At 74.8% G+C, this 21,205-nt stretch carries 16 protein-coding genes; 11 read left to right on the top strand and 5 right to left on the bottom strand.

Going from position 1 to position 21,205, the window contains the following annotated elements:
• The first annotated feature begins 15 nt into the window (after positions 1-15).
• The 11 genes from ACIF6L_RS09810 to ACIF6L_RS09760 all read left to right on the top strand — a co-directional run bounded on the left by ACIF6L_RS09810 (position 16) and on the right by ACIF6L_RS09760 (position 14,716).
• The gene (locus ACIF6L_RS09810) at positions 16-822 is read left to right on the top strand and encodes an SAM-dependent methyltransferase (protein WP_396487699.1); all 807 of its coding nucleotides are present in this window, start codon (positions 16-18) and stop codon (positions 820-822) included.
• Complete coding sequence (locus ACIF6L_RS09805) at positions 819-2,930, top strand: EAL domain-containing protein (protein ID WP_329490672.1); 2,112 nt, start codon at positions 819-821, stop codon at positions 2,928-2,930. The genes ACIF6L_RS09810 and ACIF6L_RS09805 overlap by 4 nt, the downstream gene beginning before the upstream one ends.
• A 461-nt stretch (positions 2,931-3,391) precedes the next feature.
• On the top strand, positions 3,392-4,264 hold the full coding sequence (locus ACIF6L_RS09800) for a glycosyltransferase family 2 protein (RefSeq protein ID WP_396487697.1): 873 nt from the start codon (positions 3,392-3,394) through the stop codon (positions 4,262-4,264).
• Positions 4,261-5,583 carry a glycosyltransferase family 2 protein gene (locus ACIF6L_RS09795; RefSeq protein WP_396487695.1) on the top strand — a complete coding sequence of 441 codons (1,323 nt, stop codon included), beginning with the start codon at positions 4,261-4,263 and terminating at the stop codon, positions 5,581-5,583. The genes ACIF6L_RS09800 and ACIF6L_RS09795 overlap by 4 nt, the downstream gene beginning before the upstream one ends.
• Positions 5,580-6,872 (top strand): glycosyltransferase family 2 protein, encoded by a 1,293-nt coding sequence (locus ACIF6L_RS09790; protein ID WP_396492498.1) that lies wholly within the window; start codon positions 5,580-5,582, stop codon positions 6,870-6,872. The genes ACIF6L_RS09795 and ACIF6L_RS09790 overlap by 4 nt, the downstream gene beginning before the upstream one ends.
• Complete coding sequence (locus ACIF6L_RS09785; RefSeq protein ID WP_396488326.1) at positions 6,872-8,242, top strand: lipopolysaccharide biosynthesis protein; 1,371 nt, start codon at positions 6,872-6,874, stop codon at positions 8,240-8,242. The genes ACIF6L_RS09790 and ACIF6L_RS09785 overlap by 1 nt, the downstream gene beginning before the upstream one ends.
• On the top strand, positions 8,242-9,273 hold the full coding sequence (locus ACIF6L_RS09780) for a glycosyltransferase family 2 protein (protein ID WP_396488325.1): 1,032 nt from the start codon (positions 8,242-8,244) through the stop codon (positions 9,271-9,273). The genes ACIF6L_RS09785 and ACIF6L_RS09780 overlap by 1 nt, the downstream gene beginning before the upstream one ends.
• A complete protein-coding gene (locus tag ACIF6L_RS09775) occupies positions 9,270-10,082 on the top strand; it encodes a polysaccharide deacetylase family protein (RefSeq protein ID WP_329490678.1) in 813 nt (270 codons plus the stop codon). Before ACIF6L_RS09780 ends, ACIF6L_RS09775 begins: the two co-directional genes overlap by 4 nt.
• Positions 10,075-12,162, top strand: a complete 2,088-nt coding sequence (locus ACIF6L_RS09770) for a glycosyltransferase (protein ID WP_396488323.1) — start codon at positions 10,075-10,077, stop codon at positions 12,160-12,162. The genes ACIF6L_RS09775 and ACIF6L_RS09770 overlap by 8 nt, the downstream gene beginning before the upstream one ends.
• A complete protein-coding gene (locus ACIF6L_RS09765; RefSeq protein ID WP_396488321.1) occupies positions 12,162-13,442 on the top strand; it encodes a family 16 glycosylhydrolase in 1,281 nt (426 codons plus the stop codon). The genes ACIF6L_RS09770 and ACIF6L_RS09765 overlap by 1 nt, the downstream gene beginning before the upstream one ends.
• Before the next feature lie 14 nt (positions 13,443-13,456).
• Positions 13,457-14,716: an ATP-grasp domain-containing protein gene (locus ACIF6L_RS09760; protein ID WP_396488319.1), complete on the top strand. Its 1,260-nt coding sequence runs from the start codon at positions 13,457-13,459 to the stop codon at positions 14,714-14,716.
• Between the two features lie 91 nt (positions 14,717-14,807).
• Here ACIF6L_RS09760 and ACIF6L_RS09755 read toward each other — a convergent pair whose 3' ends face one another.
• The 5 genes from ACIF6L_RS09755 to ACIF6L_RS09735 all read right to left on the bottom strand — a co-directional run bounded on the left by ACIF6L_RS09755 (position 14,808) and on the right by ACIF6L_RS09735 (position 20,983).
• On the bottom strand, positions 14,808-16,025 hold the full coding sequence (locus tag ACIF6L_RS09755) for an FAD-dependent oxidoreductase (protein WP_396488318.1): 1,218 nt from the start codon (positions 16,023-16,025) through the stop codon (positions 14,808-14,810).
• A 110-nt stretch (positions 16,026-16,135) separates the two neighbouring features.
• A complete protein-coding gene (gene ribA / locus ACIF6L_RS09750; protein ID WP_396488316.1) occupies positions 16,136-16,801 on the bottom strand; it encodes a GTP cyclohydrolase II in 666 nt (221 codons plus the stop codon).
• A 208-nt stretch (positions 16,802-17,009) separates the two neighbouring features.
• The gene (locus ACIF6L_RS09745) at positions 17,010-18,677 is read right to left on the bottom strand and encodes a trypsin-like serine protease (RefSeq protein ID WP_396488314.1); all 1,668 of its coding nucleotides are present in this window, start codon (positions 18,675-18,677) and stop codon (positions 17,010-17,012) included.
• A 98-nt stretch (positions 18,678-18,775) separates the two neighbouring features.
• Positions 18,776-20,404 (bottom strand): trypsin-like serine protease, encoded by a 1,629-nt coding sequence (locus ACIF6L_RS09740; RefSeq protein ID WP_396488312.1) that lies wholly within the window; start codon positions 20,402-20,404, stop codon positions 18,776-18,778.
• 90 nt (positions 20,405-20,494) lie between these two features.
• Positions 20,495-20,983 carry a hypothetical protein gene (locus tag ACIF6L_RS09735; RefSeq protein WP_396488310.1) on the bottom strand — a complete coding sequence of 163 codons (489 nt, stop codon included), beginning with the start codon at positions 20,981-20,983 and terminating at the stop codon, positions 20,495-20,497.
• Positions 20,984-21,205: the final 222 nt, after the last annotated feature.

The raw sequence follows: 21,205 nt of genomic DNA, 5'->3' as shown, positions 1-21,205 counted from the left end.
GAAGGAGTCCCGAGGATGCGGCGACCGAACTGGGTACCGGAAGGTACGGACCTGGACAAACCGAACGCCGCCCGGGTCTACGACTACTACCTCGGCGGGTCGCACAACTTCGAGGTGGACCGGGAGATGGCCCGCCAGGCGATCGCGCTCTGGCCGGAGCTGCCGCAGATCATGCGCTCCAACCGGGCCTTCCTGCGCCGCGGCGTGCAGTTCGCCGCCGAGCGGGGCATCACCCGGTTCCTGGACATCGGCTCCGGCATCCCGACCTTCGGCACCGTGCACGAGATCGCCCGGGCGATCCGCCCCGAGGCCGAGGTGGTGTACATCGACCGCGACCCGGTCGCCGTCGCGCACAGCCGGCTGCTGCTGGCGGAGGACGAGGGCTGCTCCGTCGTCCAGGCCGACGTCCGGGACATCGACGACCTGCTGGGCCGCCCCGAGGTGACCGCGCTGCTCGCGCCCGGTGAGCCGGTGGCCGTGCTGCTGGTCGCCGTCATGCACTTCGTCAGCGACTCCGAGGATCCGTGGAAGCTGCTGGAGGTGCTGCGCGAGGCGCTCCCGCCGGGCAGCGCGCTGATCCTCTCGCACGCCTCCCTGGAGGGCCGGCCCGACCAGGCCGAGGACCACCAGAAGCTGTACCGGATGACACCCACCCCGCTGACCATGCGCACCCGCGAGCAGATCACCGCGATGTTCGCGGGGTTCGAGCTGGTCGAGCCCGGTGTGGTCTACCTCCCCGAGTGGCGCCCCGAGCAGCCGGAGGCGGTCGGCCGGCACCCCGAGCGGATGACCGGGATGGCGGGCGTGGGGTTCCGCCGGTGAACGAAGCGCCGGCACCCGGCAGCGCCGATCGGTTCCACGAGGACTGGGCGCGGCTGCTCTCCGGCGACCACGGCACGGCGGTCCACCCCGGCCTGCTCGGCAGGCTGGTCTCCCGGACCGCCGCGCTGCTCCACCGCGCCCAGCTGGGCGAGCCGTTCGACCCGGGGCTGGCCGCCCGGGCGGGCGCCGAACTCGTCGACGCCCACTTCACCGACCCGGTGGTGCTGGCCCGGGCCCTCGAACTGCTCCAGGAGCACCCCGCGGCCGACGACCGCGGGCCCGCGCTCTGCGGGGCCTTCGCGGCCGGCTGGGCGGCCGCCCTGCGCGAGCGGACCCTGCGCGAGCAGGAGGCCATCCGGACCGCCGCCGACAGCGCCCGGCGGGAGGCCGAGCGGGCGCTGCGCGCCTCCGAGGCGCGGTTCCGCGCGCTGTTCGAGAGCGCGGCGATCGGCATCGGCATCGGCGACACCGAGGGCAACATCCTCGCGGTGAACAAGGCGCTCCAGGAGCTGTTCGGGGCCGCGCCGGAGGACATGCGGGGCCGCCGGGTCGGCGACCTCGTGCACCCCGAGGACACTCCCGGCGTCTGGGAGGCGTACGAGGAGCTGATCAGCGGCAAGCGGGACTACTTCCAGGTCGACAAGCCGTACTACCGGCACGACGGCGAGGTGGTCTGGACCCACCTCACGGTCTCGCTGATCCGGGACGACGACGGCCGGCCGCAGTACCAGGTGGCCATGCTGGAGGACATCACCGACCGCTACCGGCTCCAGGAGCGGCTGCGCCACCAGGCCACCCACGACCCGCTGACCGGACTGCCCAACCGGGCCGCCTTCTTCGAGCGGCTGGAGAAGCTCTTCGAGGAGCCGGACCCGGGCGCCCGCTTCGGCCTCTGCTACGTCGACCTCGACGGCTTCAAGGTGGTCAACGACAGCCTCGGCCACGACACCGGTGACCAGCTGCTGGCCGCCGTCGCCGCCCGGCTGAAGGCCGCCCTCACCCCGCTCGGCCACCTGGTGGCCCGCCTCGGGGGCGACGAGTTCGTCGTCCTGCTGGAGAACTGCCGCGGCGAGCAGGAGGCCGTCGCCGCCGCCAAGACGGTGCTGAAGGCGCTCGCCGGGCCGGTCCTGATCGGTGATCACAAGCTCGCCGTCGGGGCCAGCGTGGGCGTGCTGGAGCGGCGCATCTCGACCACCACGCCGGGCGCCGCGGTCCGCGCCGCCGATCTGACGCTGTACCGGGCGAAGGAGGCCGGCCGCGGCCGCTGGACGCTCTTCGACCCCAAGGAGAACGCCCGCGCGGTCAGCCGCTACGCGGTCTCGGTCCGGATGCCGGCCGCCCTCGACCGCGGCGAGTTCTTCATCGACTACCAGCCCCTGTACGCGCTGGCCGACGGCCGGCTCGCCGCCGTCGAGGCGCTGGTGCGCTGGCGCCACCCGCAGCTGGGCGTGCTGGGCCCGGACGAGTTCGTCACCACTGCCGAGGAGACCGGCCTGATCATGCCGCTCGGCCGCTGGGTGCTGGAGCAGGCCTGCGGCCAGGCGGCCGACTGGATCAAGCGGTTCGGCGACGACGCGCCCCAGCTGAACGTCAACCTGGCGGTCCGTCAGGCCCGTAGCGCCGCACTGGTGACCGATCTCGGCCGGATCCTCGACTCCACCGGGCTGGACCCGGCCCGGCTCCAGCTGGAGATCACCGAGTCCACCGTGGTCGGCCCGGAGGACGAGGCGCTGCGCACCCTGCACGGGCTGGTCGACCAGGGCGTCTCGCTCGCCGTGGACGACTTCGGCACCGGCTGGTCCAACCTCGCCTACCTGCGTGACCTGCCGGTCTCCGGGCTGAAGATCGCCGGCTCCTTCGTCGGCGACCTGCACGACCCGGCCAAGGACGCGGCCACCGGCTGGCGGATCGTCAGCGGCCTTGTGTCGATGTCGCACGCGCTGGGCCTGACGGTCACGGCCGAAGGCGTGGAGACCCTCCGGGACGCCGAGCGGCTGCGCGGCATCGGCTGCGACTGGGCGCAGGGCTGGCACTTCGGGCGGCCGGTGCGACCGGCCGAGATCGCCCGCCGGATCGCCGAGGAGCCGGGCGGCCGGCCGGTCGGCTGACCGGCCGGCCCGGGCGGGTGCCGCCGGCACCGCCGGACGAACAGGCGAGCACCTCGGCCCGACGGACCAGGCGAGCACCTCGGCCCGACGGACCAGGCGAGCACCTCGGCCCGACGGGCCAGAAGAATCCGGCCCGACGAACCAGGCAAAATCCGGACAAACTACTTGACGTGACGGCGGTCACCTGGGCACGATGAGGCCCTGGCACACCCCGCACTCCGGTGCGGGAAGCACATTCGGCCAGTTCGACAGACCGGCGCTTCGGCGCCCGGGAGCCGGCGGCGCACCCCCCGACCGGGCCGCCCTCAGCCGCTCCCCACCGTTTCGGCAGTCCCCCCGGGGACTTCCCTCCGGGGCCCCGCCCCGCGCACCCCGTGTCGCGCACCGGGCCCGCCCCGTCACAGGGGCCGCGCCGTGCCCGGCGCCGCCCGCCGCCTCCTCCCTCCGAGAGGCCGCCCCCGATGAGCACCACCCTGCCCCCCCACGTCGTTCCGTCCCCGGACCACGACGGCCGGCCGCAGCGCCGGGCCGAGGACCGGGCCGCCCCCCGACGGCCGATGCGCCGCGCCGAGGACCGGGCCACGGCCCGTCGGCCGATGCGCCGGGCCGGGGACGGCGTCGCCAGTCGGCACAGCGTCACCCTGGTCGTCCCCGCCCAGAACGAGGCCCGCAACATCCCCTGGGTGTTCGAGCAGATCCCGCGCTGCGTGGACGAGGTCATCCTGGTCGACGGCTCCTCCGACGACGCCACCGTCCCGATGGCCCGGCACTGCCTGCCGACCGTCCGCAGCGTCCAGCAGAGCGGGCCCGGCAAGGGCAACGCGCTGCGCACCGGCTTCGCCGCCGCCAGTGGCGAGTACATCGTCATGATGGACGCCGACGGCTCGATGTGGCCCGGCGAGATCCCGCACTTCCTCCACTTCCTCGACCACGGCTTCGACTTCGTCAAGGGCTCCCGGTGCATCGCCGGCGGCGGCTCGCTGGACCTCACCAAGGTCCGCTCCTTCGGGAACCGCGCGCTGCTCGCCGTGGTCAACCACCTCTACGACGCGAGCCTCACCGACTTGTGCTACGGCTACTGCGCCTTCCGCCGCTCCTTCCTGGACGCGCTCGACCTGCGCTCCTCCGGCTTCGAGATCGAGGCCGAGATGATCGCGCACGCGCTGCGCTCCGGACTGCGGATGGCCGAGGTGCCGAGCCTGGAACTCCCCCGCCGCAGCGGTCGATCCCACCTGCACGCCGTCTCCGACGGCCGCCGGGTGCTGAGGACCCTGATCACCGAGCGTCCCGGCGCCCGGTCCTCGGCGGCAGCCTCCGCGGGGGAGCAACGATGAATGGCTCCGACCGGCGCACCGCAGCTGCCTGCCCGCGCTCCGCCGCCCGCGACTCGCTCTACACCCCCGTCCGCGTCGTCGACCTTGACCTGGACGATCCGAGCGAGCTGCGCTCGCCCGGTGGTCTCGGCACCGTCGACCCGGTCGGCCGCGTGTTGGCGTTGGTGCGGCTGCACGGACACCCGCTCGGCTTGGTCACGGCCACCGGAACAGCGGGCGACAGTGCCGCGCTGCGCCGGGCGCTGGTCGACGTCGCCCACCGGGAACTCCCGGTTCCCGCCCTGTCCACCGCGACACCCGCGGCGCGTCCCGGTCGGGTCGGCCGCGCCCGGGTGCCCGCGGGCCCGGTCACGGTCAGCGTGGTGGTCTGCACGCGCGACCGGACCGAGCAGCTGCGGAGCTGCCTCGACTCGCTCCTGCGGACCGGCTATCCGCACGTGGAGGTCCTGGTGGTCGACAACGCCCCGCGGAGCGACGCCACCGAACGCCTCGTCGCCACGCGGTACCGGGACCGCGTCCGGTACCTGCGCGAGCCGGTGCCGGGACTGGCCCGGGCCCGCAACCGCGGCCTGGCCGCGGTGCACGGCGAGGTGGTGGCGTTCGCCGACGACGACCTGATCATCGACACCGGCTGGGTCGGCGCGCTGGCCGGGGCGTTCGGCGCGGACGACCGGATCGGCTGCGTCACCGGCCTCGTGCTGCCCGCCGAACTCGACACCCCGGCCCAGGCCGCCCTCGAACAGTACGGCGGCTACTCCCGCGGGTTCGCGGCCCGCGACTGGTCGCTGCGCGACCGCCCGGACGACCCGCTGATGCGGTTCTCGGTCGGCCGGTTCGGCTCCGGGGCGAACATGGCCTTCCGGACCGCCCTGCTGCGCGGCATCGGCGGCTTCGACCCGGCGACCGGCGCCGGTACGCCCGCCCGCGGCGGCGAGGAACTGCTGGCCTTCTTCCAGATGCTCGACGCCGGCCACACCGTCGCCTACCAGCCGGACGCCATCGTCTGGCACCGCCACCCGCGCACCGGCGACGCGCTGACCCGGCAGGTCTTCAACTTCGGCGTCGGCTTCGGCGCCTACCTGACCGCCGCCGTCGCCCACCGGCCCGGGCTGCTCACCGCGCTCGTCCGGCGCGTCCCCTCCGGCCTGCGCCGCTGGCAGCGGGTGCGCCGGCACCGGGCCCGCTGCGGCCCGGCCGAGGGCGAGGCCGCGCTGCTGCGGCTGGGGCGCCGCGAGTTCCGCGGGCTGCTGGTCGGGCCGTTCGGCTATCTGATCAGCGTGTGGCGCCAGCGGAGCCCGCGCACCGGAGGTGCGTCATGACCACCGTCCTGCGGGCGCCCGCCCAGGTGGTGGAACTCGATCTCGACCGGCCCGGTGGGCCGTGGCGGCCCGGCTTCACGGCCCCGGTCCGCCCGCAGGGGCCCGTGGTGGCCCTGGTCCGCCGGGCCGGCCGACCGCTCGGCCTGGTCGCCGTCGACGCCGACCGGCCAGGTCCCGACGGTAGCGCCGGCCCGGACGCCGGCCCGGACGCCGGGCGGCTGCGCCGCCGGCTCGTCGAGGCGGCCGAACGCCACCTCGACACCGGGCCGGCGGCCCCCGCCCCGCCGCCCCCCGGCGCCCGCGCACCCCTGGTCAGCGTCATCGTCTGCACCCGCGGGCGGCCCACCCTGCTCGGCGACAGCCTGAGCGCGCTGCTGCGCACCGACTACCCGGCCACCGAGTTCCTGGTGGTCGACAACGCCCCCGAGGACGACGCCACCGAACGGCTGATCCGCACGCTCGGGCCGGACCGGCTGCGGTACCTGCGCGAGCCGGTGCCGGGCCTGGCCCGGGCCCGCAACCGCGGCCTGTCCGCCGCCCGGGGCGAGTACGTGGCCTTCACCGACGACGACGCGCTGGCCGACCCCGGCTGGGTGAGCGCCCTCGCCGGGGCCTTCCGGGCCGACCCCCGGGTCTCCTGCGTCACCGGTCTCGTGGTGCCCGCCGAACTCGACACCGAGGCCCAGGCCGTCTTCGAGCGGTACTGCGGCTTCGGCAAGGGCTTCGCCCCCCGGGACTGGTCGACGCGCACGGCCGGCCGCGACCCGCTCTTCCCCTTCGCCGCCGGCCGCTTCGGCACCGGCGCCAACATGGCCTTCCGCACCACCGTGATCCGCGACCTCGGCGGCTTCGACCCGGCGACCGGCGCCGGTACGCCGACCCGCGGCGGCGAGGACCTGCTCGCCTTCCTGCGCGTCCTGGTCGCCGGTCACACCCTCGCGTACCGGCCGGACGCCGTCGTCTGGCACCGGCACCGGCGCACCATGGCCGAGCTGGAGGCCCAGATCCAGGGCTTCGGCACCGGCCTCGGCGCCTATCTGACCGCCGCCGTCTCGCAGCGCCCCGGCCTGCTGGCCGAGCTGCTGCGCCGCCTCCCGGCCGGCACCCGGTACGCCCTGCGCCGGGCCGTCGCGCCCGCCCCGGTCGACCCCGGCCGGGGCGGGCGCGACGGCGATCCGGGACTGGCCCGGCTCGGCCGGCTCGAACTGCGCGGCCTGCTGCGCGGACCGTTCAGCTATCTGGTCAGCCGGCGGCAGGACCGCCGGTTCCGGGCGGAGGACTGGTCGTGATGCAGTCGCTCAGCACGCGTTCGGCCGCGCCCGCCCGGCCCTGCTCCTGCCCGCGCCCGCTGCCCTGCCAGTGCCCCTACCGCGACCTGCTGCGGGCCCGCGCCCGGGCCGGCCGGGCCCGGCTGGCCGGGGAACCGCTGCTGCGCAACGGCCACATCCTGCTGGCGAGTTCGATGGTGGCGGCCGCGCTCGGCGCGATCTTCTGGCTGTTCGCCACCCGCTGGTACAGCGCCGAAACGGTCGGCCTCAGCTACGCCGCCGTCTCCGCCGCCGGGCTGCTCTCCGCGGTCGGCCGGTTCAACCTCAGCAGCGTCCTGGTGCGCTTCCTCCCCGGCGCCGGGCAGCACACCCGGCGGCTGGTGGCCCGCTGCTACGCGGCGAGCATCGCCGCCAGCGCGTTCGCCGCGGTGCTCTTCCTGCTGCTGATCCCGTGGATCTCCCCGAGCCTCGGCTACCTGCGGCAGCCGGTGGTGGCGGTCGCCTTCGTGGTGGTCACGGCCGGCTACTCGCTCTTCGTCCTCCAGGACGGCGCGCTGACCGGACTGCGGCGCACCGGCTGGGTGCTCGGCGAGAACGCGCTGTTCGCCCTGGCGAAGGCGGGCGCGCTGGCCGTCTGCGCGGTCCTCGCGGTCGGCACCGGGATCCTGGTCTCCTGGGCGGCGGCGCTGCTCATCACCGTCCTGCTCACCAACGTCGTGCTCTTCCGCCGGGCGATCCCGGCCCACCAGCGGGCGGCCGGTGCCACCGCGTCCGCCCCGCCGCGGGTGGCCGGCTACGCCGTCGCGGACTACCTCGGCAACATCTCCGGCATCGCCGCCTGCAGCGTCGTACCGCTCATGGTGCTGGCCGTGCTCGGCGCGGAGCAGAACGCCTACTACTCGCTCGCCTGGGTGATCGCCGACAGCCTCTACATGGCCGCCTACAGCATGGGCAGCTCGCTGGTGGTCGAGGCCGCCCGGGCACCCGAGCGGCTCGCCGAACACGCCCGCCGGATGATGTGGCACACCGGACTGCTCGTCCTCGCGGCGGTGGCCGTGATCGTGGCCTTCGCCCCCTGGATGCTGCGCCTGTTCGGGCCCGGCTACGCCGAGCACGGCACCACCGTGCTGCGGCTGATGGCCCTCTCCGCCCTGCCCACCGTCGTGCTGAGCCTGGCCACCGACGTCGCCCGGGTGCGCCGCGCCCTGGGCTGGATGATCGGGCTCCAACTCGTCTACGCCGTCCTCGTGATCGCGCTCGTCGCCGGACTGCTGCCCGTGTTCGGCCTCACCGGGGTCGGGCTGGCGTGGCTGCTCGCCGCGACGGTCCTCGCCCTCCCGCTGCTGGTCGCCCTCCCGCGCTGGCTGCCGTCGTCCGATCGGAGATCGTGATGAACACCGTGCCGAACGCCGGACCGGTCACCGCACCGGGCCCCGGGCCCACCCTGTCCGTGGTCGTCTGCAGCTACACCCTCGACCGCTGGGACGACCTGTGCGCCGCCCTCGACTCGGTCCGCGCCCAGCGCCGGCAGCCCGACGAGACCGTCGTGGTGGTCGACCACTGCCCCGCCCTGACGGCCCGGCTGGCCGCCCGCCCCGGCCTGCGGCTGGTCGAGAGCCCCGAACGCCCGGGCGTCTCCGGCGCCCGCAACACCGGGGTCACGCTCGCCCGCGGCGAGTTGGTCGCCTTCCTGGACGACGACGCGGTGGCCGAACCCGACTGGACCGAACGGCTGCTGGCCGGCTTCCGCGACCCGCGGGTGCTCGGCGTCGGCGGCCGGGTCGACTCCTGGTGGGAGACCGGCCGCCCCGGCTGGTTCCCGCCCGAGTACGACTGGGTGGTCGGCTGCTCCTACCCCGGGGCCGCCGGGAGCACGGGCACGGTGCGCAACTTCATCGGCGCCAACATGTCCTTCCGCCGGGCCGCGGTGGTCGCCGCCGGCGGCTTCCGCGGCGACCTCGGCCGGATCGGCACCAGCCCGTTCGGCTGCGAGGAGACCGAGCTCTGCCTGCGGCTCACCGCCCGGCACCCCGGTACCGAGCTGCGCTACGAGCCCGCCGCCGTCGTCCGCCAGCACGTCCCGCCGGCCCGCACCACCTGGCGCTACTTCAGCTCCCGCTGCTACGCGGAGGGCCGCTCCAAGGCCGTCGTCGCCCGTTACGCGGGCAGCCGGTCGGCGCTGTCCACCGAGCGCCGCTACGTGCGCCGCACGCTGCCCGCCGCGATCCTCCGCGCGCTGGGCCGGCGACGGCTGCGGGCCGCCGGGGCGCTCGGCGCCGGCGCCTGCCTGGCGGCGGCCGGGTACACCGTCGGCCGGCTCGCCCGGGCGGACACCGCGGCCACCGCGGACGCCGGGGAGACCGGTGCGGCCCCCGCCGCCCGGCCCGGCGTCGCGGCCGCGTCCACCAGGAGCCGGCCATGAAGGAGGTCCCGGTGTTCCTGTACCACTCGGTCTCGGACGACCCGCCGCCGTGGATCGCTCCGTACACCGTGACCCCCGCGGCCTTCCGCCGCCAGATCGACCGGATCGTCGACAGCGGGCGGCCCGTGGTGCCGCTGCGTCGGCTGGTCTCGGCGATCCTCGGCGGCCCGCCGCTGCCGCCCCGCGCCGCCGTCCTGACCTTCGACGACGGGTTCGCCGACTTCTACTGGACGGTGGCCCCGCTGCTCGCCGAGCGGGGCCTGCCGGCCACCCTCTACGTCACCGTCGGCGCCGTCCACCCGCCGGGCGGCCCGCCCACCGGCAGCCTCTTCCCGCCGGCCGACATGCTGAACTGGCGGCAGATCAGCACCCTGGACGCGATGGGTGTCGAGATCGGCGGCCACTCCGTCACCCACGCCCAGCTGGACACCGTCTACGGGCGGCGCTGCACCGACGAGATCGTCGAGTGCAAGCGGCGCCTGGAGGACGCCCTCGGCCACGAGGTCGTCGCGTTCGCCTACCCGCACGGGTACTCCAGCCCGGCCGTCCGGCGCAAGGTCCGCGAGGCGGGCTGGACGTCGGCGACCGCGGTGGAGAACAAGTTCAGCTCCGCCTCCGACTCCGTGCTGCGGATCTGCCGGCTGATGGTCCGCAGCGACACCCCCGACCACGTCTTCGACGGCTGGATCGCCGGGCGGGGAGCCCGGGTCGGACCCGTCCCGGAGAGCCTCTACACGCGGCTCTGGCGCAACTACCGCCGGCTGCGCACCGCGGTCGGCAGTCCGGTCGGAAGGCCGTCCAATGGTTGACCAACTGGCCCCCGCCCAGCTCCCCACCGGCGGCCCGCCCCCGGAGCCCGACGGCGCGCGCCCCTTCGGGCGCCTGCGCTCGGGGCCGCTGCGCGCGCTGCGCGCCGGCTGCCGGGAGGCCGGGCCGCTCGGCGTCTTCGCCCGCCTGGCCCTGCCGGTGGCGCTCGCCCTGTGGCTGCTCGCGCTGCCCCGGGTGCGGCTCGGCGGCATGGGCGACCTCGGCCTGATCCAGGTGCTGCCGGCCCTGTACTGGACCGGCCTGGCCCTGCTGGTGGCCGGCTTCGTGGCCGTCCTGCGCGACCGGCGGATCCGCCAGCGCTGGGCGGCCGGGTACGTCCTCGCCCTGATCGCCTTCCTCCACGCCACGCCCACCCTGCTCTACCCGGAACTGCGGTACGCGTGGGCCTGGAAGCACGTGATGGTCGTGGACGCCATGCTGCGCCACGACGGCTCCGTGCCGAACGCCGGCGAGCTGGACATCTACAACCAGTGGCCCGGCTTCTTCCAGCTCAACGTGCTGCTGCTGCGCGCCACCGGCCTGCACTCCGCGCTCGGGTACGCGGCCTGGTTCCCGGTGCTCACCAACGTCCTGCTGCTCGGCCCGCTGCTGCTGATCTTCCGTACCGTCACCCGGGACCGGCGGCTGGTCTGGGGCGGCATCTGGATCTACTACAGCACCTCCTGGATCGGCCAGGACTACTTCTCCCCGCAGGCCTTCTCCTACCTGCTGTTCCTCGCGGTGCTCGCGCTGGTGCTGCGCCGGCTGGCGGCCACCCGCGTCGCGCAGGGACCGCCCGGCGGGGGAGCGTCCGCCGGCCGGGACGCCACGGCGGGTGGGGGAGGCCCGGCGGGTGGGGGATCCACGGCGGGTGGGGGAGGCCCGGCCGGCGCGCGGAGCGGGCCGGGCACCGGAGCCCGGGCGATGACCTGGGTGACCGACATCCCGCCCCGGGGCGGCTGGCGCCCGCTGCCGTTCGCCCTGGTGCTCGTCCTGACGGCCGCCATCGCCTGCTCGCACCAGCTCACCCCGCTGATGCTGATCAGCGCCCTGCTGATGCTCGCCCTCCCGCGGCGCAACCGCCGGGTGGTGCTGCCCGCCCTGGTCGGTGCCGTCGGCATCACCTTCGCCTGGGACGCCACGGTCGCGCGGCCCTACCTGGCCAAGAACATCGGCAACCTGGTCGCCGCGCTGGCCTCGCCCGACAACAACGCGCTGCCCGGCCTCCAGCGGCTCGCCCAGCCCGCCCCCGGACAGGTGTTCGCCTCCTGGGTCGACCGGGGCCTGACCGCCGCCGTCCTGCTGCTCGCGGTGACGGCGGTGGTGCACCACCGCTGGGTGCGCCGCACCCCCCTGCCGCTGCTCCTGATCGCGCCCGTCCCGCTGCTGCTCGCCAACAGCTACGGCGGCGAGATGATCTTCCGCGCCTACCTGTTCGCGCTGCCCGCGGCCGCTCTGCTCGCCGCGACCGTGCTGATCCCGTCCTCCCGTGCTCCGGCCGGCCCCGCCGCCCCGGCGGGCACCCCCGCCGGCGACCGGGCCCGCCGCCCGCGCCGGGCGCTGCCCGCCGTGCGCCGGGGGCTGACCCTGGTGGCACTGCTCGCCCTGCTGGGCGGCCTGGTCTTCGGCTACTACAGCAAGGAGGCCATGAACACCTTCAGCCCCGGCGAGGTCGCCGCACTGCGCTACGTCGCGCACACCGCGCCGCCGGGGTCGCGGATCGTCTCGGTCACCGCGGACCTGCCCGGCTCCGAGGAGCGCTACGACGAGCTCAGCCGGACGGCGCTCTCGGTGGGCACGCCCGACGACCGCCGGCAGCTGGTCGCCGACCCGGCCTCGGCCGTCGAGGCCGCACTCGCCGACCCCGCCGTCACCGGCCCCTCGTACCTCGTGCTGACCAAGGCCCAGACCGCCGAGTGCACGCTGACCGGCATCCTGCCCGCCGACACCGTCGACCGGGTCCGCGCGGCGGCCTCCGCCTCCCCGACGCTGCGGGTGGTGTTCACCGACGGTGACGCCACCGTCTACCGGCACTCCGCCCAGGTCGCCGTCGAGAGCCCGTTCGCGGAGAGTGGGCAGTGATGATGAGGCCGCCTCCCCGCACCGCCGCCCGGCCGGCGCTCGCCCTGCTCGGCTGGGCCGCGCTGGCGTCCACCGTGCCGGCGGCGGGCAGTCCGCTGCGCGTCGCGCTGACCGGCGGCTTCCTGGTGATCGGCCCGGGGGCGGCCGTCCTGCTGGCCCGGCCCACCGTCGCCCGGCCGGCCGGCGGGCCCGACCGGCTCGCCGCCGCCTCGCTCGCGGTGGCGCTGAGTACCGCGCCGGCCGCGCTGACCGCCGTCGCGCTGCTGGGCTACCACGTCTTCTCGGTGGGCGCCGCGCTCGCCGCCCTGGCGGCCGTCACCACGGTGCTCGCCCTGGTGCCGCACCGCACCCGGCGGGGCCGGCCGGCCGGGGCGCGGCCGAGGCACGGACGGTGGCGACCGGGCCGGGCCCGCCGGCCGGCCGGCGGGTTAGCGGCGGCCGCCCTGCTGGTGTCGGCCGCCGCCTGTTCCGGCACCCCCGGGACGGCCGGCGGCTCCGGGCCGGCGGGGTCGGGCACCGGGCTGCCGGCGGGCGCCGCCGCGAACCGGCCCCCGGCGCCCGGCACCTGGCGGCTGGTGTTCGACGACGAGTTCACCGGCTCCTCGCTCGACACGGCGAACTGGACCACCTGCTACGACTGGAACGACGGTGGCTGCACCAACGCCGGCAACGGCGAGGACCAGTGGTACCAGCCGGGCCAGGTCAAGGCCGGCGGCGGCCGCCTCACCCTGACCGCGCAGCCCCGGACGGTGAAGGGCAGCGACGGCCGGACGTACCCGTGGGTCTCCGGCATGGTCAGCACCGGCCGCGACTCCTGGAACGCCGAACCGCGCCACACCTTCACCTACGGCTACTTCGCGGCCTCGATCAAGGTCCCGGCCAACCCGCACGGCTTCTTCCCCGCCTTCTGGCTGATCCCGGCCGCGACCAGGGGCACCCCGCCGGAGGTGGACATCGCCGAGTTCCCCAACACCGACCAGTACGTCCACATGAACCTGCACTGGCGCGGCGCGGACGGCTCCGACCAGCACGTCGGCCAGAACTGGGGCCCCGCCGACTTCTCCGCCGGCTACCACGTCTTCGGCGTCGACTGGGAGCCCGCCGCGGTGACCTGGTACGTCGACGGCAAGGCCTGGTTCCAGGTCACCGACCCCTCGCGGATCCCGACCGTGGCGATGGAGATCGTGATCAACCTCGCCGTCGGGTACCTGGAGTCGCCACCCGCCGGGACGGACTCGGCGGCCCTGCAGGCGCAGTGGGTCCAGGTGTGGCAGCACTGAGAGGTGGGAGCGTTATGGCAGGAGGCCCGCTGGGCGTCGACCGCGGCGTCCCCGCGCTGCTGGTGAAGGTCGGTCACTACCCGCTGTCGCACAGCGCCGTCGGCGCGGTGCGCTCGCTCGGCCGGCTCGGCGTCCCGGTCTACGCGATGGTCGAGGACCGGCTGACGCCCACCGCTCTCTCCCGCTACCTGACCGGAGCGCTGGTCAGGCCGAGCACCGGCCGGGAACCGCCCGCCGAACTGGCGGCCGCCCTGCGGGGGGTGGCCCGCGAGGTGCGGCGGCGAAGCGGGCGGCGGGCCGTGGCGGTGGCCACCGACGACGAGGCCGCCGTGCTGCTCGCCGAGCACGCGAGCGAGCTGGCCGAGGACCTGCTGCTGCCGCCGGTGCCGCCCGGTCTGCCCCGGCGGCTCGCCGACAAGGGCGGCCTGCACGAGCTCTGCCGCGGTACCGGCACCCCCACCCCGGCCGCCCGGACGCCCGCCGACCGGGCCGGACTGCTGGCCGCCGCGGCCGAGCTCGGGTATCCGCTGGTGCTGAAGAACCTCGCCTCCTTCACCCGGCTGGAGCGCCCGGTGGTCGGCCACACGACCGTCGTCCGGAGCGAGGCGGAGCTGCTGTCCCACTGCCCGCCCAGGGCCTCCTGCGACGGGCCGCCGCTCGCGGTGCTCGTCCAGGAGTACCTGCCCGCCGAGCAGGCGCGGGACTGGATCACCCATCTGACCTGTGGCCCCGGCGGCGAGCCGCTGGCCGTCTTCACGGGCGTCAAACTGCGGTCCTGGCCCCCCGGGGCGGGCGTCACCACCCGGGCCGGGGCCGTCGCCAACCCCGAGCTGGCCGAGCTGGCCGTCCGGCTCTGCCGGCGGCTCGGCTACTGCGGGATCGCCGACCTCGACTGGCGGCTCGACCTGCGGGACGGCCGGTACAAGCTGGTGGACTTCAACCCGCGGACGGGCGCGCAGTTCCGGCTCTTCGAGACCACCGCGGGCGTCGACGTGGTGCGGGCGCTGCACCTGTCGCTCACCGGGCGGCCGGTGCCGCCCGGGCCGCAGCTGCGGCGCGGCTACGGGGTCGGCCAGCTCGACCTGCTCTCCCTCGGGTCCGCCGCGTGGCACGAGCACCGCCCGCCCGCCGACCCGTGGCCGCGCCGGGGCACCGAGCGGGCCTGGCTCTGCGCGGACGATCCGCTGCCCGCCGTGGCCGTCGCCGCCCGGTTCGGCGGCCGGGCCGCGCGGTACGCCGCCCGCCGCCTGGCGGCCGCGGCCCGGGGCGGGTGAGCGCGAGGGGCTGCGTGACGGGGCGCGCCGTGAGGGCGGCGGCGAGTGGGCGGCGGCGAGTGGGCGCGCGGGGGCGGGCGTTGACGGCCAATCAGTCGGGTGCGCCGCCGGTGACTGCGGCCGTGATCCGGCGGGCCGCGAAGTCCGTGCCGCAGACGAAGCGCAGCAGCGGGCCGAAGGAGTTCGCCGCGGCCAGCCCGGTGAAGTACAGCCCCGGCACCGAGGATTCGAAGCCGCCGGTCAGCCGGGGCGCCCCGTCCGCCGTGCGCCGCACCGCCCGCCGCAGGCCCGGGTCGAGCAGGTCCAGGCGTTCGACGTCCACCCGGTAGCCGGTGGCCGCCAGCACGTGGTCGACCTCCAGGGCGCCGGTGAGGCCGCGCAGCCGCAGCCGGACGGCGCCCGCCCGCTCCCGCGCGGACTCCACAGAACACCCGGTGAGCACCGGCACGCCCGCGTCCTCGACCCGTTCGCGCAGCCACCAGGCACCGGCCGGGCCGAGCACCGTCCGCACCCGGCCGGCCCGGACGTCGTCGGGGAGATGACGGAAGGCCCAGGGGGCGCGGCAGTAGCCGAAAAGGTTCCAGCCGGGCCCGAGTTCGGTGCCCGGGTACCGGGCGCGCACGGCCGCCGGCCGCTCACCCGGCAGGTCCGCCCCGGGCGCGGTCCCGAACCGCAGCCGGGCCGTCCGGGCCACCAGCGTGGGCCGCGCCCCGGCCTCGGCCAGCAGGGCGGCGCTCTCCAGCGCCGACTGCCCGGCGCCCACCACCGCGACCCGGCGCCCCGCGAAGCGGCCCAGGTCCGCGTGGTCCGAGGTGTGCGAGCCGAGGCCCGACTCCCGCAGCGCGGCGAGTTCGCCGGGGACGTGGGCGAAGGCCCGCAGCCCGGTGGCGAGTACCACGGCCCGGCTCCGGAGCTCCTCACCGGTGTCCAGCCGCAGCCGGAGGACACCGTGGTCGTAGCCGATGCCGAGTACCGAGCAGCGCTCGACCCCGGGCACGCACCGCTGCTGGAACCAGTCGCCGTAGGCGATGAACTCCGCGATCGGCACGGGGTAGCGGTCGCCGACCGGCGCCACGCCCAGGGCCGTCCGGTGGTCGGCCAGCCGGTGCCCGGGGGCGGGCGCGGAGATGTTCGAGGCACGCGGGGTGGACTTCAGGAACATCCCGGCGGGCATGTGGTCGCGCCACCCCGCCATCGGCTCCCCGAACACCCGCAGGTCGCTGCCCCGCGCCGCCAGGTGGGCGGCCGTCGCGAGCCCGTACGGCCCGGCCCCCACGACGGCGATCGGCAGTCGGCGATGCGTCGGCACGGACGCCTCCCGGAGTACTCGGACGTCCCTCCAGAATGCCCCTTCGGCCGGTCGGCGGCATCAGGTGCGTGGGCGAACCGGCCCGCCCGGGCGTGCGGACCTGCGCCGGCTCAGCCGACCAGCCGGGACAGCTCGATCGAGTGGCCGGTCCGCTCCACCTTGGCGCGGAGGTAGCGGACGTTGCTGGCCGACAGGTGCACCCCGGTCGGTACCCGGCGCTCGACCGTGATGCCGAGGCCGGCGAGTTGGTCCGCCTTGTCCGGGTTGTTGCTCAGCAGGTCGATGCCCGTGGTGCCGAGCGCCGCCAGCATCTGGGCGGCGGCGGTGTAGTCGCGCCCGTCCTCGGGCAGGCCCAGCGCGGTGTTGGCGTCATAGGTGTCGAGCCCGGCGTCCTGGAGGGCGTAGGCGTCCAGCTTGTTGTACAGCCCGATGCCCCGGCCCTCCTGCCGCAGGTACAGCAGGTAGCCGCCGGCCTCGGCGATCCGCTCCACCGACTCGCGCAGCTGGGGCCCGCAGTCGCAGCGGTCCGAGCCGAAGACGTCGCCGGTCAGGCACTCCGAGTGCAGCCGCACCAGCGGCGTCCCGCCCTCCGGGGTGCTGCCGAAGGCGAGTGCCAGGTGCTCCGCGCCGTCGGCCAGGCCGTGGAAGGTGAACACCTCGGCGTCCGCGCGGTACCCGTCCGGGAAGGTGAGCGGGATGCGCACCCGGGAGCGCACCGTGGCGGTGCCGGGCTGCGTCGGAGCGGTGCCAGGCTGCGTCGGGGCAGGCTGCGGCATGGGCGGGGCCTCCGTTACCGGGGTGATGGTCGGACCCCGACGGTACTCGGTAGTTCCAATTTGAACAACTGTCTTCCGAGCCGCCCGCACCGGGGTGGAGTGGGACGGCGCAGGCTCGCAACACCCCGTGGGGCTCGCCTGTTCCCACCGGTCACGACGGAGGGGGCGGGTGGCCCGTGCGGCCGCCCGCCCCCTCCGTCGTGGCGTGCTAGAGGGTGCCGGTGATGGCGGTGCCGGTGTGGTCGCCGTTCACGCCCTGGAGGTTCAGGGCCTGGGGGGCGGTCCAGTTGCCGTCCGCGAGGCGGGTGGTGGTCAGGACGCGGTTGTCGCCGGTGGTGATGGCGAACTGGGCGCCGGTGTCGACCGGGGCGGCGCTGACCGAGGTGGCCGTGACCTGCCCGATGACGCTGCTGACGGAGCCGAAGGGCTGCCAGGAGGCGTTGGCGTAGCGGATGGTGTGGAGCTGGGCGCCGGTGTCGGTGACGACGACGAGGTTCATGTCGTCGCCCTGGCGGGCCATCGCGAGCGAGGTGACCGGGGCGGTGGCGCCGGCGGCGCCGGCGACCGCGCCCCAGGCGCTCCAGCTGCCGGTGGAGCCGGAGCGGATGGTGTGGTAGACCTGCCCGCCCGCGACGGCGGCGACCTGGAGGTCCCCGCCGACTCCGGCCGTGGCGAGGGTGGTGACGCCGCTCAGGGGCCCGGCGGCCTCGAAGACCTTGCCGAAGCCGGTCCAGTACCCGCCGCTGGTGCGGACGCTGTGGAAGAGCTGGCCGTCGGCGAGGACGACGACCTCCAGGTTGGCGCCGGTGGAGGCGATGGCGACCTGGGTGATGTTGCCGAGGTCGCCGACGTTGGTGTTGAGGTCGCCGAAACCGGCCCAGGTGCCGTCGAGGTGGCGGATGGTGTGGTGCAGGTGGCCGTCGCCACCGAGGGCGACGACGTGGGTGTCGCCGTTGATGCCGGCGGTGGCGACGGCGCGCACGCCGCCGATGTCCCCGGCCTTGGCCTGGACGTCCTCGAACGGGGTCCAGGAGCCGTCGTAGAGGCGGGCGGCCTGGAAGAGGCCGGTGCCGCCCTTGACCAGGGCCTGGGTCTTCCAGCCGACCGAGGTGCCGCGCACCTGCTGGACCCAGGCGGTGAGGTCGTCGACGCGGGTGTTGGTGGCGCCGGTGCGGGTTTCGGTGCTGCCGAAGCAGCCGCCCTGCCAGGAGCGGGAGGCGATGGCGGCGAGTTCGGTCCTGCCGTTGACCTCGCGGACGGCGGGGGCGCCGGTGTCGCCCTGGCAGATCGAGGCGCCGTTGGTGCCGGTGGTGCTGACGGCGTTCGCGGTGACGGCGCCGACGTTGAAGACGCCGCTGTGGAGCTTGAGGGGCACCCACTCGGTCTTGGTGCGGCCGTAGGCGGGTACGCGCAGGTTCTCGCCGGCGGTGGGGGCGGTGGTGGCGAGGGTGAGCGGGGTGATGCCGTCGACGGGTGTGGCGAGGCGGGCCATCACGAGGTCGCGGTCCTGGCGGGGGACCAGCTCGACGATCTCGGTGGTCGTGCCGGTGGTGGTGGTGAGGTCGGTGCGGCCGACGGTGGCGGTGGTCTTCCACTTCGGTGCGCCGGCGGTCAGGGTCTGGGGCTGGGCGGGGTCGTCGGCGAAGCAGCTGGCGGCGGTGATGATCCAGTTGCGGTCGACGAGTGCGCCGGTGCAGGCGCGGACGTTGTCGCCGATGGCGAGCTTGGCGGTGTAGGCGTACGCGCCGTCCGACGCCGGGTCACCGACGACGGCCCCGGCGGGCGCGGCGGAGAAGGTGGCGAGCGCGCCGACGACGGCGGTCGCGGCGGCGAGCGCCCCCGCGCGACGGGTACGGGCGGAGGTGGTGCTGGACATGGAGGCCCCCCTGGGATCGGAATGGAGCAGGTAGGAGCGGTGGGGTGAGTGATCGGTCCGATCACTCACCCCACCGGGTCATGCGAGGTGACGCGAGGTCAGTTGGTGCTGGTGGCGGTGATGGCCTTGACGCCGCCCGCGTCGCCGGGAACCTCGCCCCAGCTGGTCCAGCGGCCGGCGTTGTAGTCGGCGTCGATGCCGTACACCTTGTCGTCCTCGTTCACGGCGTAGACGTGGACGACGTTGTTGGAGGTGCTGCTGGTGACGGCCTTCAGGCGGTTGTCACTGATCTTGGCCCACTGCGGGTCCCAGTAGCCGGTGTCGTAGTGACCGCTGGTGGTGTAGAAGGCGTTGGCACCGGCGATCGCCAGGTCGATCGTGGCGCCGTGGGTGCTGGCGCTGATCGACTTCACGTTCGGCAGGCTGCCGGGCAGCTCGGCCCAGTCACTCCAGCCGACGCCGTAGTCCGCGGAGCGGGTGTACACCTTGTCGTCCTCGTTGATGACGAAGACGTGGGTGGAGTTGTTGTAGTACGCGCTGGTGACGGCCTTCAGGTGGTTGTCACCGATCTTGTCCCAGTACGGGTTCCAGGCACCGGTGTCGTAGTTCCCGGTGGTCGCGTACAGCGAGCCGTCGCCGCCGATGATCATCAGGTCGGCGAGGTTGCCACGGGCACTGACGGAGATGTCCTTGACGCCCGAGGCGCCGCCGGGGACCTCGTTCCAGTTGCCCCAGGTGCCGCCAACCCGGCCGTCACGGCCGTAGACGTGACCGTCGCCGGCGACCGCGAAGACGTGGACGACGTCACCGATGGCGACGCTGTCGACCTTGAGGAGCCGGCTGTCGCCCATCGGGGTCCAGCTGCGGGTCCAGCGGCCGGCGTTGTAGTCCGCGACCGAGTCCGACAGGGCATCGTCGGAGCCGACGATCTGCACATGCGTACCCGCCTGCACGTCCGCGGTGCGGAACCGCAGCTCCTTCACCCAGGCGGTGAGGTCGTCGACGCGGGTGTTGGTGGCGCCGGTGCGGGTTTCGGTGCTGCCGAAGCAGCCGCCCTGCCAGGAGCGGGAGGCGATGGCGGCGAGTTCGGTCCTGCCGTTGACCTCGCGGAGGGCGGGGGCGCCGGTGTCGCCCTGGCAGATCGAGGCGCCGTTGGTGCCGGTGGTGCTGACGGCGTTCGCGGTGACGGCGCCGACGTTGAAGACGCCGCTGTGGAGCTTGAGGGGCACCCACTCGGTCTTGGTGCGGCCGTAGGCGGGTACGCGCAGGTTCTCGCCGGCGGTGGGGGCGGTGGTGGCGAGGGTGAGCGGGGCGATGCCGTCGACGGGTGTGGCGAGGCGGGCCATCACGAGATCGCGGTCCTGGCGGGGGACCAGCTCGACGATCTCGGTGGTGGCGCCGGTGGTGGTGGTGAGGTCGGTGCGGCCGACGGTGGCGGTGGTCTTCCACTTCGGTGCGCCGGCGGTCAGGGTCTGGGGCTGGGCGGGGTCGTCGGCGAAGCAGCTGGCGGCGGTGATGATCCAGTTGCGGTCGACGAGAGCGCCGGTGCAGGCGCGGACGTTGTCGCCGATGGCGAGCTTGGCGGTGTAGGCGTACGCGCCGTCCGCCGCCGGGTCACCGACGACGGCCCCGGCCACGCCGCTGAAGCCCGCAGTGAGAGCGCCGGCGGAGACGGCGGCCGAGCAGAGGACCGCCTTCAGTTTCGACCCGGAAAGACTACGAGGCATGTGTTCTCATCCAATGTGACGCAGGGGGGTGGGGTACCGGAGAGCAGCTTGGGGCAGGCGGTCGTGCGTCGACGCCGGCCGCCACGGCCGCTACTTGGTCGCCGTGATCTTGACGAGGCTGTGATCGCGCCGCTGCGGATCGGTGGGCTCCCCGACCTCCGTCCAGAGAGGACTCTTCGGCACGTTGAACGTCACGCCGGTGCCGTTGAGCGTCATGTCGGCCCGGACGTTGTACGCGGTGCTCTTGATGCTCGTCACCTTGGCCACATCCATCGTCAGGGAGCCGCTGTCCCCGGTGACCTGGAAGCAGAACTTGGCCCGGGTCCGAGCCGTCACCTCGATGAGGTCCGCCGGCCCGCAGTCGGCGAGGACGATGTGCCCGTCGCCGCCCTTGAGGGTGAGCCCGGTCAGTGCGAAGACCTTGTCCGCCTGAGGGTAGGAGAAGTCCTCGACGGCTACCGGCGGTATCTCCTGACCCCCGTCGTTACCGCTCGCCGCGAAGACTGTCGATGCCCCTGCGGCAACCGCGATAAGCGCGGCTGCGGCGCCGCCGGCGAGAAGTCGAATGGAAAGTCTCATCGGGTGTACATCCTCCGTCTACCAAAGGCCGAGTAAGCGCTCGCCACGAACCCTGGATGACGTCGGGAAGATCCGACGACTGTCCGTACGGAACGTTCCGAGCGTGAGTTATGTGTATTTAACCACCAGGGCTCGCGGGGCTGCACGCGAGGCTGACGCGGTGTCGGATATTTCTCCTTTGACGCCATATCTGTGGGGAGCGGATGTTTTAGGCGCCAAGGA

Origin of the sequence: Kitasatospora sp. NPDC086009 (assembly GCF_044540385.1) — a bacterium.
Taxonomy (GTDB): Bacteria; Actinomycetota; Actinomycetes; order Streptomycetales; family Streptomycetaceae; genus Kitasatospora.
Note: the sequence above shows the minus strand (reverse complement) of the source record. Positions and strands in the feature narration are given on the sequence as shown.